General features: G+C 71.0%; 16 protein-coding genes. 15 read left to right on the top strand and 1 reads right to left on the bottom strand.

Annotation, left to right across the window (positions count from 1 at the left end; all coding sequences use genetic code 11):
* The first annotated feature begins 49 nt into the window (after window positions 1-49).
* From AB0M73_RS40415 to nusB, 3 genes are all read left to right on the top strand, one after another.
* Window positions 50-1,117 (top strand): Xaa-Pro peptidase family protein, encoded by a 1,068-nt coding sequence (locus AB0M73_RS40415; protein ID WP_363903082.1) that lies wholly within the window; start codon window positions 50-52, stop codon window positions 1,115-1,117.
* A gap of 67 nt (window positions 1,118-1,184) precedes the next feature.
* Window positions 1,185-1,748 (top strand): elongation factor P, encoded by a 564-nt coding sequence (gene efp, locus AB0M73_RS40410; protein ID WP_043716554.1) that lies wholly within the window; start codon window positions 1,185-1,187, stop codon window positions 1,746-1,748.
* Window positions 1,748-2,167 (top strand): transcription antitermination factor NusB, encoded by a 420-nt coding sequence (nusB, locus tag AB0M73_RS40405; protein ID WP_363903079.1) that lies wholly within the window; start codon window positions 1,748-1,750, stop codon window positions 2,165-2,167. Before efp ends, nusB begins: the two co-directional genes overlap by 1 nt.
* Before the next feature lie 92 nt (window positions 2,168-2,259).
* Here the strand turns inward: nusB and AB0M73_RS40400 are convergent, their stop codons facing one another.
* Window positions 2,260-2,748 (bottom strand): transcriptional regulator, encoded by a 489-nt coding sequence (locus AB0M73_RS40400; RefSeq protein WP_015803953.1) that lies wholly within the window; start codon window positions 2,746-2,748, stop codon window positions 2,260-2,262.
* A gap of 259 nt (window positions 2,749-3,007) precedes the next feature.
* Here AB0M73_RS40400 and pyrR point away from each other — a divergent pair, with 259 nt between their 5' ends.
* From pyrR to metK, 12 genes are all read left to right on the top strand, one after another.
* Complete coding sequence (gene pyrR / locus AB0M73_RS40395) at window positions 3,008-3,607, top strand: bifunctional pyr operon transcriptional regulator/uracil phosphoribosyltransferase PyrR (protein ID WP_363903075.1); 600 nt, start codon at window positions 3,008-3,010, stop codon at window positions 3,605-3,607.
* Complete coding sequence (locus AB0M73_RS40390; protein ID WP_363903072.1) at window positions 3,604-4,536, top strand: aspartate carbamoyltransferase catalytic subunit; 933 nt, start codon at window positions 3,604-3,606, stop codon at window positions 4,534-4,536. The genes pyrR and AB0M73_RS40390 overlap by 4 nt, the downstream gene beginning before the upstream one ends.
* Window positions 4,536-5,837, top strand: coding sequence for a dihydroorotase (locus AB0M73_RS40385; protein WP_363903069.1), 1,302 nt, complete (start codon window positions 4,536-4,538; stop codon window positions 5,835-5,837). The genes AB0M73_RS40390 and AB0M73_RS40385 overlap by 1 nt, the downstream gene beginning before the upstream one ends.
* Window positions 5,834-6,343 carry a transporter gene (locus AB0M73_RS40380; RefSeq protein ID WP_363903066.1) on the top strand — a complete coding sequence of 170 codons (510 nt, stop codon included), beginning with the start codon at window positions 5,834-5,836 and terminating at the stop codon, window positions 6,341-6,343. Before AB0M73_RS40385 ends, AB0M73_RS40380 begins: the two co-directional genes overlap by 4 nt.
* Window positions 6,340-7,461, top strand: a complete 1,122-nt coding sequence (gene carA / locus AB0M73_RS40375; RefSeq protein ID WP_363903063.1) for a glutamine-hydrolyzing carbamoyl-phosphate synthase small subunit — start codon at window positions 6,340-6,342, stop codon at window positions 7,459-7,461. Before AB0M73_RS40380 ends, carA begins: the two co-directional genes overlap by 4 nt.
* A complete protein-coding gene (gene carB / locus AB0M73_RS40370) occupies window positions 7,461-10,781 on the top strand; it encodes a carbamoyl-phosphate synthase large subunit (RefSeq protein ID WP_363903060.1) in 3,321 nt (1,106 codons plus the stop codon). The genes carA and carB overlap by 1 nt, the downstream gene beginning before the upstream one ends.
* Window positions 10,778-11,641 (top strand): orotidine-5'-phosphate decarboxylase, encoded by an 864-nt coding sequence (gene pyrF, locus AB0M73_RS40365; protein ID WP_363903057.1) that lies wholly within the window; start codon window positions 10,778-10,780, stop codon window positions 11,639-11,641. Before carB ends, pyrF begins: the two co-directional genes overlap by 4 nt.
* Before the next feature lie 277 nt (window positions 11,642-11,918).
* Window positions 11,919-12,236: an integration host factor, actinobacterial type gene (gene mihF, locus AB0M73_RS40360; protein ID WP_363903054.1), complete on the top strand. Its 318-nt coding sequence runs from the start codon at window positions 11,919-11,921 to the stop codon at window positions 12,234-12,236.
* Window positions 12,233-12,847, top strand: a complete 615-nt coding sequence (gene gmk / locus AB0M73_RS40355) for a guanylate kinase (RefSeq protein ID WP_363903051.1) — start codon at window positions 12,233-12,235, stop codon at window positions 12,845-12,847. Before mihF ends, gmk begins: the two co-directional genes overlap by 4 nt.
* 20 nt (window positions 12,848-12,867) lie before the next feature.
* A complete protein-coding gene (rpoZ, locus tag AB0M73_RS40350; RefSeq protein ID WP_084579136.1) occupies window positions 12,868-13,155 on the top strand; it encodes a DNA-directed RNA polymerase subunit omega in 288 nt (95 codons plus the stop codon).
* The gene (gene coaBC, locus AB0M73_RS40345; protein ID WP_363903047.1) at window positions 13,152-14,369 is read left to right on the top strand and encodes a bifunctional phosphopantothenoylcysteine decarboxylase/phosphopantothenate--cysteine ligase CoaBC; all 1,218 of its coding nucleotides are present in this window, start codon (window positions 13,152-13,154) and stop codon (window positions 14,367-14,369) included. Before rpoZ ends, coaBC begins: the two co-directional genes overlap by 4 nt.
* Before the next feature lie 99 nt (window positions 14,370-14,468).
* A complete protein-coding gene (metK, locus tag AB0M73_RS40340; RefSeq protein ID WP_043716542.1) occupies window positions 14,469-15,671 on the top strand; it encodes a methionine adenosyltransferase in 1,203 nt (400 codons plus the stop codon).
* Window positions 15,672-15,775 lie beyond the last annotated feature (104 nt).

Raw genomic sequence — 15,775 nt, 5'->3', positions numbered from 1 at the left:
ACCGAAATACGCGCCCTGACACACCCGGTCGCGGCAATAAGGTGGAGGTATGGGCGAGGTGCACGGGAAGCGGAGAGACGGACTGCGCAGGCTGCTCGAAGAGCACGCCCTGGACGGGCTGCTGGTGACCAATCTGCTCAACGTGCGCTATCTCACGGGCTTCACGGGGTCCAACGCGGCGCTGCTGGTCACCACGGACGGAGCGGTGTTCTGCACGGACGGCCGGTACGAGACGGTGGCCGAGACGCAGGTGCCGGACCTGGAACGGGTGATCGAGCGCGACTGCGGCCTGACGCTGGCGGCCCGGGCCAAGGGCAGCACGGGGTTCGAGAGCGACCACGTCACGGTGGACGGCCTCAAGGACCTGACGGAGGCGGCCGGCCAAGAGCTGCGGAGGGCGCCGGGTCTGACGGCCGAGCTGCGGGTCGTCAAGGACGAGACCGAGGTGGAGGCGCTGCGGATGGCCTGCGCGGCGGCGGACCGGGCCTTGGCGGCGCTGATCGAGCACGGCGGCCTTCGGCCGGGACGGACGGAGCGGGAAGTGGCCCGGGCGCTGGACGACGGCATGCGCGACCAGGGGGCCGAGGGACCCTCGTTCGCGACGATCGTCGCCGCGGGGGCGCACTCGGCGATCCCGCACCACGAGCCGACCGACGCCCAGCTCAAGGCCGGCGACCTGGTGAAGATGGACTTCGGGGCGCTGGTCGACGGCTACCACTCGGACATGACCCGCACGATGGTGCTGGGCCGCCCGGCCGGCTGGCAGACCGAGATGTACGAGCTCGTGGCGGCGGCCCAGCGCGCCGGCGTCCGGGCGCTGGCCCCGGACACGCCGCTGGCCGAGGTGGACGACGCGGCCCGCTCGGTGATCGCCGCCGCCGGCCGGTCCGAGCAGTTCGTGCACGGTCTCGGACACGGCGTCGGCCTGGAGATCCACGAGGCTCCGGCACTGAGCAGGGCCGGTACCGGTACACTAGCCGCCGGCATGGCGGTCACCGTCGAGCCCGGAATCTACGTCCCCGGGCAGGGTGGCGTCCGCATCGAGGACACCCTCATCGTGCGCGAGGGTGCGCCCGAGCTGCTCACCCTGACCACGAAGGAACTCGTGGTCGTCTGACGCACGACCCGAAACCCATTGGTCCGCGCACTGCGGCCCGTCCGCGACTACAGGAGATTCCACCACCGTGGCCACCACCAACGACCTGAAGAACGGCCTCGTGCTCAGCCTCGACAACGGGCTGTGGACCGTCATCGCGTTCCAGCACGTCAAGCCCGGCAAGGGCGGCGCGTTCGTGCGCACCACCCTCAAGCACGTGCTCAGCGGCAAGGTGGTCGACCGCACCTTCAACGCGGGCACCAAGGTCGAGACGGCCACCGTCGACAAGCGCGGCATGACCTACCTGTACAAGGACGGCGCCGACTTCGTCTTCATGGACGGCGACACCTACGACCAGATGACGATCCCGTCCGAGACCGTCGGCGAGGCCGCCAACTACATGCTGGAGAACACCGAGGCCATCGTCGCGGTGCACGAGGGCGTCGCGCTGTTCATCGAGCTCCCGACCTCGGTCGAGCTGGTGATCCAGCACACCGACCCGGGCCTGCAGGGCGACCGCTCCACCGGCGGCACCAAGCCCGCCACGCTGGAGACCGGCGCCGAGATCCAGGTGCCGCTGTTCGTCACCACGGGCGAGAAGGTCAAGGTCGACACCCGCGACGGCCGCTACCTCGGGCGAGTCAACGCCTGATGGGTGCCCGCAGCAAATACCGCAAACGCGCGGTCGACGTCCTGTACGAGGCCGACCTGCGCGGCGCGGACGCCGTGACCCTGCTCGCCGACCGGGTCGGCTCGCCCGACGTACCCCCGGTCAGCGACTACACGATCGCCCTGGTCGAGGGCGTCACGGCCAACCGTGCGCGGATCGACGAGCTGATCTCCGAGCACGCCGAGGGCTGGACCCTGGCCCGGATGCCGGCGGTGGACCGCGCGGTGCTTCGGCTGGGTGTGTACGAGCTGCTGTGGGAGGCCGACGTGGACGACCCGGTGGCCATCACCGAGGCCGTCGAGCTGGCCAAGGAGCTGTCCACGGACGACTCGCCGCGCTTCGTCAACGGCGTGCTGGACAGCATCGCGCGCATCGCGGTGCACCTGCGCGCCGCCCTCTGACGGACGAGTCAAATCTGGAAGGCCGCACCACCGGAACTCGGTGGTGCGGCCTTCCAGCGTTTGTCCCCAGGCTGTTACGCGCGCAGCGCGCCTCAATCCTCCTTGGAAGGCCTTGCCTCAGGCGGCAGGACGCCCCAGTCGATGAGCTGCTCGGTGAGCTCGCCGGGGGTCATGTCGTAGATGATCGCCAGCGACCGCAGGTCCTCGGTGCGGATGGAGAGCACCTTGCCGTTGTAGTCGCCGCGCTGGCTCTGGATGGTGGCGGCGTAGCGGGCCAGCGGACCGACCTTCTCCGCCGGCAGCTGCTGGAGCCGCTCGAGGTTTATGACGATCTTCGTGGCCGGTTCGGCACCCGAGGGCACGCGGCCCTCGGGCAGCAGTTCGGCCACGGGCACGCCGTAGAAGTCCGCCAGCTCGGCCAGCTTCTGCACGGTGACCGCCCGGTCGCCGCGCTCGTAGGAGCCGACGACGACCGCCTTCCAGCGACCGCCGGACTTCTGCTCGACGCCATGCAGTGACAATCCCTGCTGCTGGCGGATGGCGCGGAGCTTGGCCCCCAACGCCTTGGCGTAATCGCCCATGTGGCGGTTCTCCGTTCATTCGCCCCGTCGGCCGGTAGTCATCGCCGCGGGGAGCCTGAGATCAATACGCAGAGTAATGGTCGCTCGCTGTCGTCACCAGGTCAAGCTGACTTCGCTGCGTCATGCGGGGGAGGGGGCCCCAACCACCCGGAAGGGCTACAGAGCGTGGCTGGTACCGTTGCCTCTGAGCTCGGCAAATGCCGGGCGACCCGACGTCCTTTAAGGACCCGTCCAGTGAGGCGGGGAAGGAGGTCCACCCGTGGCGCCGCGTGTTCGTGGCGCGACGGACCCGGCCGAGCGTGAGCTGCTCTCGGCCGGCGACGTCGCGCGCACCATCGCCCGAATGGCCCATCAGATCATCGAGAAGACGTCCCTGGGTGGCACTGAGTCCACTTCTGGGAGCTCTCGGCCCGTCGTCCTGTTGGGGATCCCCAGTCGGGGTGCGCCGCTGGCGCGCCGGCTGGCCGGACTGATCGCCGAGTTCAGCGACGTCCGCGTCCCCGTCGGCGCACTCGACACCACCCTCTACCGCGACGACCTGCGGCGACGGCCCAACCGCCCGCTGGAGTCGACCACGCTGCCCGAGGGCGGCATCGACGACTGCCTGGTCGTGCTGGTCGACGACGTGCTGTTCTCCGGCCGCACCATCCGCGCCGCCCTGGACGCCCTGCGCGACGCCGGCCGCCCGGCCTCGGTGCAGCTGGCCGTGCTGGTCGACCGCGGCCACCGCGAGCTGCCCATCCGCGCCGACTACGTGGGCAAGAACGTGCCGACCTCGCGCACCGAGGAGGTGCACGTCTGCCTCGACGAGGTGGACGGGCGCGACGGCGTGTACCTGCGACGGGAAGACCACCAGTGAAACACCTGCTCTCCACCGACGGCCTGGATCCGGCGCAGGCCACCGCGGTGCTCGACACAGCGGACACGCTCAAGCGGACGCTGCTGGGCCGTGAGGTGCGCAAGCTGCCGACGCTGCGCGGCCGCACCGTGGTCACGATGTTCTACGAGAACTCCACCCGCACCCGCGTCTCGTTCGAGGTCGCGGGCAAGTGGATGAGCGCCGACGTGATCAACGTGTCGGCCGGCGGCTCCTCGGTCGGCAAGGGCGAGTCGCTGCGCGACACGGCCCTGACGCTGTCCGCCGCCGGCGCCGACCTGGTGATCGTCCGCCACCCGGCCTCCGGGGCGGCCCACCGCCTGGCCGGCTGGCTGGAGGGCACCGGCACCGGCGTGGTCAACGCCGGCGACGGCATGCACGAGCACCCCACGCAGGCGCTGCTGGACGCGGCCACCCTGCGGGAGCGGCTCGGCACGATCGCCGGCCGGCGGATCGCGATCGTCGGCGACGTGCTGCACAGCCGGGTCGCCCGGTCCAACGTCCACCTGTTGACGGCGCTGGGCGCGGAGGTCGTGCTGGTCGCGCCGCCGACGCTGCTGCCGACCGGGGTGGAGAACTGGCCGGTGTCGGTCTCGCACGACCTGGACCCGGAGCTGCCGGCGCTGGACGCGGTGATGATGCTGAGGGTGCAGGCCGAGCGCATGCACGGCGGCTTCTTCCCGTCGGCCCGCGAGTACTCGATCGCCTACGGCCTCAGCGAGCGCCGGTTCAAGCAACTGCCGGAGCACGCTGTCGTGCTGCATCCGGGGCCCATGCTGCGCGGCATGGAGATCGCGGCGGTCGTCGCGGACTCGCCGCGCGCCGCCATCACCGAGCAAGTCCGCAACGGGGTGCACGTCCGCATGGCGGTCCTGTACCACCTGCTCGCGGGGGAGGAAGAAGCCGCATGATGCTGATCAAGGGAGTCCGTCTCTACGGCGAGGGCGACCCGGTCGACATCCTGGTGCGCGACGGCGTGATCGCCGAGATCGGCCCGTGGCTGGACGCCGCCAGCACCCAGGAACTGACCAATGTCGAGATCATCGACGCCGACGGGCAGATCGCGCTGCCCGGTTTCGTCGACCTGCACACGCACCTGCGCGAGCCGGGCCGTGAGGACACCGAGACCATCGCCACCGGCTCGGCCGCGGCGGCGCTGGGCGGCTACACCGCCGTCTTCGCCATGGCCAACACCGACCCGGTCGCCGACAACGCCGTGATCGTGGAGCACGTCTGGCGCCGCGGCCGCGAGGTCGGCCTGGTCGATGTGCACCCGGTCGGCGCGGTCACCGTCGGCCTCAAGGGCGAGAAGCTGGCCGAGCTGGGCACCATGGCCCGCAGCCAGGCAGGCGTGCGGGTGTTCTCCGACGACGGCCACTGCGTCAGCGACCCGCTGATCATGCGCAGGGCCTTGGAGTACACCAAGGCGCTGGACGGCGTGATCGCGCAGCACGCGGAGGAGCCGCGGCTGACCGTCGACGCGCAGGCCCACGAGGGCGAGCGGGCGGCAAGGCTGGGGCTGGCCGGCTGGCCGGCGGCGGCCGAGGAGTCGATCGTGGCCCGGGACTGCCTGCTGGCCAAGCAGGTCGGGGCGCGCCTGCACGTCTGCCACGTCTCCACCGCCGGCACGGTCGATGTGCTGCGCTGGGCCAAGGAGCGCGGCACCAAGGTCTCCGCCGAGGTCACGCCGCACCACCTGCTGCTGACCGACGAGCGCCTCGCCACGTACGACCCGGTGAACAAGGTGAATCCGCCGCTGCGCACCGAATCCGACGTGCAGGTGCTGCGGGAGGCGCTGGCCGAGGGCGTCGTCGACTGCGTCGCCACCGATCACGCGCCGCATGCGCCGCAGGACAAGGACTGCGAGTGGTCGGCCGCCCGCCCCGGCATGCTGGGGCTGCAGACGGCGCTGTCCATCGTGGTCGAGACGCTGGTGCGGCCGGGCCTGCTGGACTGGCGCGGCGTGGCCCGGGTGATGAGCGAGAAGCCGGCCGAGATCGCCGGCCTGCCCGATCAGGGCCGGCCCCTGGCGGTCGGCGAGCCGGCGACGTTGACGCTGGTCGACCCCCATGCCACGTGGACGGTGCGCGGGTCCGAGCTGGCCAGCATCGCCGGCAACACCCCGTTCGAGGGCATGGAGTTGCCCGGGGTCGTGCGCACCACGATGCTGCGCGGGCGGGTCACCGTGTCCGAGGGGAAGGTCCAGTCATGACGCGCCTCGTGTTGGTGCTGATCGTGGTGGCCTTCTTCGTGCTGTGCGCCGCCGCGATGTGGTGGGGCTGGCGCAACAAGGCCCGCCGGCAGGCGGCGACGCTCCCGGCGTTCCCGGCCGCGCCGGCCGAGCTCGGCGGCGAGCTGCTGCCCGAGCAGAGCGGCGTGTATGTCAGCACGACGCTGGACGACAGCTGGCAGAACCGGGTCGCGGTGGGCGACGTCGGCTTCCGCTCGGAGGCCACGCTTCACCTGCACGACAAGGGTCTGCTCATCGACCGGGTGGGCGCGACCCCGGTCTGGATCCCCCGCGAGACGGTGCGGGACGCGCGGGTCGGCCAGGGGCTGGCCGGCAAGGTCATGTTCGGCGACGGCCTGCTCATCGTCCGGTGGCAGGTCGAGGATCAGCTGCTGGACAGCGGGTTTCGCGCGGACGAAAAAGAGCATTACCAGGAGTGGGTGACCGCGCTGCGGTCCATGGCAGGCGTTGGAGGTGGCGCGCAGTGAGTGCTCGCGAGCAGGCCGCGTTGGTGGTCGAGGACGGCCGGGTCTTCCGCGGTGAGGCGTACGGGGCGCTCGGCGCGTCCCTGGGCGAGGTCGTGTTCTGCACGGGCATGACCGGGTACCAGGAGACGCTGACGGATCCCTCGTACCACGGCCAGATCGTGGTGCAGACGGCCCCGCAGATCGGCAACACCGGCTGGAACGACGAGGACGACGAGTCGTCGCGGATCTGGGTTTCCGGTTACGTGGTGCGGGATCCCGCCCGCCGCCCGTCCAACTGGCGGGCCACCCGCACGCTGGACGACGAGCTGGTGCGCCAGGGCGTCGTCGGCATCGCCGGCGTCGACACCCGCACCCTGACCCGGCACATCCGGGACAAGGGGGCCATGCGGGCCGGGGTGTTCTCCGGCGACGAGCTGTCCGATCTGGACACGATGCTGGCCAAGGTGAAGGCCGCCCCGCAGATGAAGGGCGCGGACCTGGCCGGCGACGTCACCACCGCGCAGACCTACGTGGTGCCGGCCGACGGCGAACGCCGGTTCCGGGTGGCCGCGCTGGACCTGGGCATCAAGTCCAACACCCCGCGCATGATGGCCGCCCGCGGCATCGAGGTCCACGTGCTGCCGCTGACGTCGACCCTCGACGACATCCTCGCCGTCGAGGCGGACGGCGTGTTCCTGTCCAACGGCCCGGGCGACCCGGCCACCCAGGACCACGGCGTCGCGCTGACCAAGGGCGTGCTGGAGCGGCGGATCCCGCTGTTCGGCATCTGCTTCGGCAACCAGATCCTGGGCCGGGCGCTGGGCCGCGGCACGTACAAGCTCCAGTACGGCCACCGCGGCATCAACGTGCCGGTGATCGACACCGCCACCGGCCGCGTCGCCATCACCGCCCAGAACCACGGCTTCGCCCTGGAGGGCGAGCCGGGGGAGCGCTTCGACACCCCGTTCGGCGCGGCCACCGTGAGCCACTACTGCCCGAACGACGGCACGGTCGAGGGCCTGCGCTGCCTTGAGGCGCCCGCCTTCTCCGTGCAGTACCACCCGGAGGCCGCCGCCGGCCCGCACGACGCGGCCGCCCTGTTCGACGAGTTCTGCCAGCTGATGAGTGAGGCCCGCTGATGCCGAAGAGGACCGACATCGACCACGTCCTGGTGATCGGCTCGGGGCCGATCGTGATCGGCCAGGCCTGCGAGTTCGACTACTCCGGCACGCAGGCGTGCCGGGTGCTGCGCGACGAGGGCCTGCGGGTCAGCCTGGTCAACTCCAACCCGGCCACGATCATGACCGACCCGGAGTTCGCCGACGCCACCTACATCGAGCCGATCACGGCCGAGTTCGTGGAGAAGGTGATCGCCGAGGAGCAGGCGCTCGGCCACCCGATCCAGGCCGTGCTGGCCACCCTCGGCGGCCAGACCGCGCTGAACACCGCCGTCGCCCTGCACGAGCGCGGCGTGCTGGAGAAGTACGGCGTCGAGCTGATCGGCGCCGACATCGACGCCATCCAGCGTGGCGAGGACCGCCAGCTGTTCAAGGACATCTGCGCCTCCGTCGGCGCCGAGACCCCGCGCAGCCGGGTCTGCAAGACGATGGAGGAGATCCGCGACACCGTCGCCGAGCTGGGCCTGCCGGTGGTCATCCGGCCGTCGTTCACCATGGGCGGCCTGGGTTCCGGCATGGCGCACACCCCGGACGAGCTGGAGCGGCTGGCCACGGTCGGCCTGGACGAGTCGCCGGTGACCGAGGTGCTGATCGAGGAGAGCGTGCTCGGCTGGAAGGAGTACGAGCTCGAGCTCATGCGGGACCGCAACGACAACGTCGTGGTCATCTGCTCGATCGAGAACATCGACCCGATGGGCGTGCACACCGGCGACTCCGTGACGGTCGCGCCGGCCATGACCCTGACCGACCGCGAGTACCAGCACATGCGCGACGTCGGCATCGACGTGCTGCGCGCGGTCGGCGTGGAGACCGGCGGCTGCAACATCCAGTTCGCCATCAACCCGCAGACCGGCCGCATGGTCGTCATCGAGATGAACCCGCGGGTGTCCCGGTCCTCGGCGCTGGCGTCGAAGGCCACCGGCTTCCCGATCGCCAAGATCGCGGCCCGGCTGGCCATCGGCTACACGCTGGACGAGATCCAGAACGACATCACCGGCGAGACCCCGGCCTCCTTCGAGCCGACCCTGGACTACGTGGTCGTCAAGGTGCCGCGGTTCGCGTTCGAGAAGTTCCCCGGCGCGGACCCGACGCTGACCACCACCATGAAGTCGGTGGGCGAGGCCATGTCCATCGGCCGCAACTTCTCCGAGGCGCTGAACAAGGCGCTGCGCTCCATGGAGACCAAGCAGGCCGGCTTCTGGACCCGCCCCGACCCCGAGGGCGTCACGCTGGAGGACACGCTCAAGGCGCTGGAGCGGGGCCACGACGGCCGGCTGTACACCGTGGAGCGGGCCCTGCGGCTCGGGGCCTCGGTGGAGCAGGTGCACGAGGCGTCCGGCATCGACCCGTGGTTCATCGACCAGATCGCCGCCCTCGGCGAGCTCCGCGAGGAGATCGTGGACGCGGCGGTGCTGGACGAGGCGCTGCTGCGGCGTTCGAAGCGGGCCGGCCTGTCCGACCGGCAGATCGCGTCGCTGCGGCCGGAGCTGGCCGGCGAGGACGGCGTTCGCATCCTGCGGCACCGCCTCAAGGTGCGGCCGGTGTTCAAGACCGTGGACACCTGCGCCGCCGAGTTCGCCGCGCTCACGCCGTACCACTACTCGGCCTACGAGTCGGACCCCGCGGCCGAGACCGAGGTGCTGCCGCAGCGGGAGAAGCCCAAGGTGCTGATCCTGGGCTCCGGGCCCAACCGCATCGGCCAGGGCATCGAGTTCGACTACTCCTGCGTGCACGCGGCCATGGAGCTGCGGCGGGCCGGGTTCGAGACCGTGATGGTCAACTGCAACCCGGAGACGGTGTCGACCGACTACGACACCTCCGACCGCCTGTACTTCGAGCCGCTGACGTTCGAGGACGTGCTGGAGGTCGTGCACTCCGAGCGCGAGTCCGGCACGGTCGCCGGCGTCATCGTCCAGCTGGGCGGGCAGACCCCGCTCGGGCTGGCGCAGCGGCTGGCCGACGCCGGCGTGCCGGTGGTCGGCACCTCGCCCGGGGCCATCCACCTGGCCGAGGACCGCGGCGCGTTCGGCGAGGTGCTCACCGCGGCCGGGCTGCCCGCGCCCAAGTACGGCACCGCCACGTCGTTCCCGCAGGCCAAGCGGATCGCCGACGAGATCGGCTACCCGGTGCTGGTGCGGCCCTCGTACGTGCTCGGCGGCCGCGGCATGGAGATCGTCTACGACGAGGACACGCTGGCCGGCTACATCGCCCGCGCCACCGAGGTGTCGCCCGAGCATCCGGTCCTGGTCGACCGGTTCCTCGACGACGCCATCGAGATCGACGTGGACGCCCTGTGCGACGGCGAGCAGGTCTACATCGGCGGCGTCATGGAGCACATCGAGGAGGCCGGCATCCACTCCGGCGACTCCTCGTGCGCGCTGCCGCCGATAACGCTGGGCCGCAGCGACATGGAGGCCGTGCGCCGCTCCACCGAGGCCATCGCCCACGGTGTCGGCGTGCGTGGCCTGCTGAACGTGCAGTACGCGCTCAAGGACGACGTGCTGTACGTGCTGGAGGCCAACCCCCGCGCGTCGCGGACGGTGCCGTTCGTGTCCAAGGCGACGGCGGTGCCGCTGGCCAAGGCCGCGGCCCGCATCGCGCTGGGCGCCACCATCGCCGAACTCCGCGAGGAGGGCGTGCTGCCGGCCACCGGCGACGGCGCCGAGATGCCCGACGACTGCCCGGTCGCGGTCAAGGAGGCGGTCCTGCCGTTCCACCGCTTCCGCACGCCGGAGGGCAAGGGCGTGGACTCGCTGCTCGGACCGGAGATGAAGTCCACCGGCGAGGTCATGGGCGTGGACTTCTCGTTCGGCAAGGCCTTCGCCAAGTCGCAGACCGCCTCCTACGGCTCGCTGCCGACCAAGGGCCGGGTGTTCGTGTCGGTGGCCAACCGGGACAAGCGGGCCATGGTGTTCCCGGTCAAGCGGCTGGCCGACCTGGGCTTCGAGATCCTGGCCACCACCGGGACCGCGGAGGTGCTGCGCCGCAACGGCGTCGCCTGCACGGTGGTGCGCAAGCACTTCGAGGGCGAGGGCAACATCGTCGAGAAGATCCTGGCCGGCGAGGTGGACATGATCATGAACACCCCGTACGGCAACCACGGCCCCCGCGTGGACGGCTACGAGATCCGGACGGCGGCGGTGGCGCGGGACATCCCGTGCATCACCACCGTTTCCGGGGCTGCCGCGGCCGTGCACGGCATCGAGGCCCTCATCCGGGGGGACATCGGCGTGCGGTCGCTCCAGGCGCTCCAGGCCGGGCTGAAGGGTGCGAAGGCGTGATCGAGTCCTTCGGGGTCCGGTTGGCGGCGCGGGTCGCCGTCGCCGGGCCGCTCGTGGCCGGCATCGACCCGCATCCGGGGCTGCTGGCCGACTGGGGCCTTTCCATCGATGTAAACGGCCTTGAGCGCTTCGCCATGACGTGCGTGGACGCGTTCGCCGCCGAAGTCGCTCTCGTGAAGCCTCAGGCCGCTTTCTTCGAGGCGTTCGGGTCCCGCGGGGTCGCCGTGCTGGAGCGGACCATCGCGGCGGCCCAGGCCGCCGGCTCGCTCGTGCTCGTGGACGCCAAGCGCGGCGACATCGGCACCACGATGGCCGCCTACGCGACGGCGTTCCTGGCCGACGGCTCGCCGTTGGCGGGCGACGCCGTGACGCTCTCGCCCTATCTCGGATTCGGTTCTCTCGATCCGGCTTTGGAGCTGAGCGCGAAAACCGGTCGCGGAGTTTTTGTTCTCGCCTTGACTTCCAACAAGGAAGGCCCGTCCGTGCAAAGGGCGCGCGCCGACTCGGGTGTTTCCGTCGCACAGTCCATCGTGGATGCGGCCGCCGAGCGCAATCACGGGGCCGATCCACTGGGCCATGTGGGTGTCGTCATCGGGGCCACGGTGGGCGAGACGGGGCTGGACCTGTCCCGCCTGAACGGGGCCGTGCTGGCCCCCGGTCTGGGCGCTCAGGGCGGCACCGTGGCGGACCTGCGACGGCTGTTCGGCGGAATTTCCGGCCAGGTCCTGCCCAGTTCGTCGCGGGACGTGCTGCGGCACGGGCCCGATGTGGCGGCGCTTCGCGCCGCCGCCGTCGCGACCAGGGAATCCGTCCGCGAGCTGGGTGAATCCACAGGCGCGGCAGGGCATTCCGTGAGTTGATCTTGAAACCCCGCTGGTCGTGCATAGCACACGGGGCCGGCGGGGCACATCACCGGTGGCGGTGATCAGGCTGTCGGGGGTCCTTGGTAGTACTTCTTTCACGTCGTGACCGCCGTTGTGGTCGAGATGCACCCGACCGGGTGGGGGAGTGTCACCGCATTGGATGCGTTATCGGATGCGTTGTCACCGCGGGGACCCACGTTGTACCGGGCGATGCTCGATCGGTACGGTCGCGATACCGATCCCACTGAAGAACACCCACACCACGGAGGAGATCGTGGCCCTTCCCCAGCTGACCGAGGAGCAGCGGGCCGCAGCGCTGGAGAAGGCGGCTGCCGCTCGTCGCGTCCGGGCCGAGCTCAAGGAGCGCCTCAAGCGTGGCGGCACGAACCTGAAGGACGTGCTGACCGCCGCCGACAGCGACGAGGTCCTCGGCAAGATGAAGGTCTCCGCACTCCTGGAGTCCCTGCCCGGCGTAGGCAAGGTCCGGGCCGCTCAGATCATGGAGCGGTTGGAGATCGCGACCAGCCGTCGGCTGCGTGGTCTCGGCGACCGCCAGCGCAAGGCACTGCTGACCGAATTCGGCGGCGAGTGACCAAGAAGGACGAGAAGGGGTCGGGCACTCGTGCCCGGCCCCGCCTCACCGTGCTCGCCGGTCCGTCCGGTGTCGGCAAGTCCAGCGTGCTGGAGGAGCTGCGCACCCTCGGGACCGAGGTGTACTACAGCGTCTCGGTGACCACCCGCCGGCCGCGTCCGGGCGAGGTGGACGGCGAGCACTACCACTTCGTCGACCGGCCCGAGTACGACCGCATGGTCGCCGACGGCGAACTGCTCGAACACGCCGAGTACGCGGGCAACTGCTACGGCACGCCGCGCCGACCCGTCGAGGCCGCGCTGGAGCGGGGAACTCCAGCGATCCTCGAGATCGAGGTCCAGGGCGCCCGCCAGGTGCGGCGGGCCATGCCCGAGGCGCTGCTGGTGCTGCTGAAGCCGCCGACGTGGGAGGTCCTGGTGGCCCGGCTGACCGGCCGGGGCACCGAGGACCCGGCGGTCGTGGCGCACCGGCTCAAGGTGGCCGAGGAGGAACTGGCCGCCGAGGAGGAGTTCGACGTCGTGCTCGTCAACTCCGATGTTCGTACCGTCGCACGTCACTTGCTAACCTTGGTGGTCGGCTCGCCCACCCAGCGTGTGTCCAGCGAGCCGTGACTACCTCCAGGAGCGTTGTCTTGAGCATCCCGAGCCACCTCGCCGCCGTCGGCGAGCCCGCCTCCGCGCCGGAGGGCATCACCAACCCGCCGATCGACGACCTGCTGGAGCAGGTCAGCTCGAAGTACGCGCTGGTGATCTACTCGGCCAAGCGCGCGCGGCAGATCAACGACTACTACGCCCAGCTCGGCGAGGGCCTGCTCGAGTACGTCGGCCCGCTGGTCGAGCCGGGCCCGCGTGAGAAGCCGCTGTCGATCGCGCTGCGCGAGATCCACTCCGGCATGCTCGAGCACACCGAAGGCGAATGACCCAGCCCCAGATTGTGCTGGGTGTGGGCGGCGGCATCGCCGCCTACAAGGCGTGTGAGGTGCTGCGCCGCCTGACCGAGTCCGGTCACCGGGTGCGCGTGGTGCCCACCGCGGCCGCGCTGAACTTCGTCGGCGCGGCCACCTTCGAGGCGCTGTCCGGCCAGCCGGTCGCCACCGGGGTGTTCACCGACGTCCCGGCGGTGCCGCACGTCAAGATCGGCCAGACCGCCGACCTCGTGGTCGTCGCGCCCGCCACCGCGGACCTGCTGGCCCGGGCCGCCCACGGTTTGGCCGACGACCTGCTCACCGGCACGCTGCTCACCGCGCGCTGCCCGGTGCTGATGGTGCCGGCCATGCACACCGAGATGTGGGAGCACCCGGCCACTCAGGCCAACGTCGCCACGCTGCGTTCCCGTGGTGTGATCGTGGCCGAGCCGGCCAGCGGCCGGCTCACCGGCAAGGACACCGGCAAGGGCCGGCTGCCCGAGCCGGCCGAGATCGTCGAGCTGGCCCGCCTGCTGCTCGCCGCCCCCGCCGCGTTGCCCCGCGACCTGGAGGGCCGCCGCGTGGTGATCTCCGCCGGCGGCACCCGTGAGGCGCTCGATCCCGTCCGCTACCTGGGCAACCGCTCGTCCGGCAAGCAGGGCTACGCGCTGGCCCGCGTCGCCGCCCAGCGCGGCGCCGAGGTCACCCTGGTCGCCGGGCACATCGCCGACCTGGCCGATCCGGCCGGCGTCCGGGTGGTGCGCATCGGCTCCGCCGTCGAGCTGCGCGACGCCATGCATGCCGAGAGCGTTGGCGCCGATGTGGTGGTGATGGCCGCCGCCGTCGCCGACTTCCGGCCGCTCGGCCTGTCCGCGTCCAAGATCAAGAAGGGTGACCGGGAGCCCGAGCCGATCCGGCTGGCCGTCAACCCGGACATCCTGGTCGAGCTGGTCAAGGCCCGTCCCACCGGCCAGGTGGTGGTCGGCTTCGCCGCCGAGACCGGCGACGAGACCGGGGACGTGCTGCACCACGGTCGGGCCAAGCTGGCCCGCAAGGGAGTCGACCTGCTGGTCGTCAACGCAGTCGGCGACGGTCTCGCCTTCGAGGTCGAGGACAACGCCGGCTGGCTGCTGAGCTCGGAAGGTGACGAGCGTCCCATCCCGCACGGTTCCAAGGCGCGGCTGGCGGCCACAGTGTGGGATGCCGTGGTGCCTTTGCTCGGGACTTGAGCCGGTCACGACGTCACGCCCGGTACGGTTGGGGCGATAGACAGCCTGTCGCGCGGGGCCTGTGTGGGCGCCGAAGAAACACATCTTTGAGGAGTTGTCGTGAGCGAACACAGCCGGAGGCTGTTCACCTCTGAGTCGGTCACCGAGGGCCACCCGGACAAGATCTGTGACGCGATCAGCGACTCCATCCTCGACGGCCTGCTGTCCAAGGACCCGCGCAGCCGGGTCGCCGTCGAGACGCTGATCACCACCGGCCAGGTCCACGTGGCCGGCGAGGTCACCACCGAGGCCTACGCCGACATCCCGACCATCGTGCGGGAGAAGATCCTCGAGATCGGCTACGACTCCTCGGCCAAGGGCTTCGACGGCAACTCGTGCGGCGTCAACGTCGCCATCGGGTCGCAGTCGCCCGACATCGCGCAGGGCGTCGACTCCGCCTACGAGTCGCGGGTCGAGTCCGCCGAGGACGAGATCGCCCGCCAGGGCGCCGGCGACCAGGGCCTGATGTTCGGCTACGCCACCACCGACACCCCCGAGCTGATGCCGCTGCCGATCGCGCTGGCCCACCGCCTGTCGCGCCGGCTGACCGCGGTCCGCAAGAACGGCGCTCTGCCGTACCTGCGTCCCGACGGCAAGACCCAGGTCACCATCGAGTACGCCGGCGACCAACCCGTGCGGCTGGACACCGTGGTCGTGTCCTCCCAGCACGCCGACGGCATCGACCTCGAGAAGATGCTCGCCGTCGACGTCCGGGAGCAGGTCGTGCTGCCCGAGCTGGCCGAGCTCAACCTCGACACCGAGAGCGTGCGGCTGTTCGTCAACCCCACCGGCCGCTTCGTCATCGGCGGTCCCATGGGCGACGCCGGCCTGACCGGCCGCAAGATCATCGTCGACACCTACGGCGGCATGGCCCGCCACGGCGGCGGCGCCTTCTCCGGCAAGGACCCGTCGAAGGTCGACCGCTCCGCCGCCTACGCCATGCGCTGGGTCGCCAAGAACGTCGTCGCCGCCGGCCTGGCCACCCGCACCGAGGTCCAGGTCGCCTACGCCATCGGCAAGGCCGCCCCCGTCGGTCTCTTCGTCGAGACCTTCGGCACCGAGGTCGTCGACCCGGCCAAGATCCAGCAGGCCATCGGCGAGGTCTTCGACCTGCGTCCCGCCGCCATCATCCGGGACCTCGACCTCCTGCGCCCCATCTACGCCCCCACCGCCGCGTACGGCCACTTCGGCCGTCCGGACCTCGACCTCCCGTGGGAGCGCACCGACCGCGCCGAGGCCCTGAAGTCCGCCGCCGGCGCGTGACCCAGCTGCGCCCATGCGCCGAGTGCCTCGGCGGGCGAGGTCGCTCTTGAGCCGGCGCCTTCCCTGGGCATTTGTCGATCGATGGACTGACTCGATCGACAAAT

Origin of the sequence: Kutzneria sp. NPDC051319, assembly GCF_040682195.1 — a bacterium.
Taxonomy (GTDB): Bacteria; Actinomycetota; Actinomycetes; order Mycobacteriales; family Pseudonocardiaceae; genus Kutzneria.
The sequence above is the reverse complement of the archived record's forward strand: the minus strand, read 5'-3'. Positions and strand labels throughout refer to the sequence as shown.

What these genes read in the sequence shown, in the direction of transcription:
- AB0M73_RS40415 (WP_363903082.1), top strand. Translation starts at nt 50, where the DNA reads ATGGGCGAGGTGCACGGGAAGCGGAGAGACGGACTGCGCAGGCTGCTC.
- nusB (WP_363903079.1), top strand. Translation starts at nt 1,748, where the DNA reads ATGGGTGCCCGCAGCAAATACCGCAAACGCGCGGTCGACGTCCTGTAC.
- AB0M73_RS40400 (WP_015803953.1), bottom strand. Translation starts at nt 2,748, where the DNA reads ATGGGCGATTACGCCAAGGCGTTGGGGGCCAAGCTCCGCGCCATCCGC.
- AB0M73_RS40385 (WP_363903069.1), top strand. Translation starts at nt 4,536, where the DNA reads ATGCTGATCAAGGGAGTCCGTCTCTACGGCGAGGGCGACCCGGTCGAC.
- AB0M73_RS40380 (WP_363903066.1), top strand. Translation starts at nt 5,834, where the DNA reads ATGACGCGCCTCGTGTTGGTGCTGATCGTGGTGGCCTTCTTCGTGCTG.
- carB (WP_363903060.1), top strand. Translation starts at nt 7,461, where the DNA reads ATGCCGAAGAGGACCGACATCGACCACGTCCTGGTGATCGGCTCGGGG.
- coaBC (WP_363903047.1), top strand. Translation starts at nt 13,152, where the DNA reads ATGACCCAGCCCCAGATTGTGCTGGGTGTGGGCGGCGGCATCGCCGCC.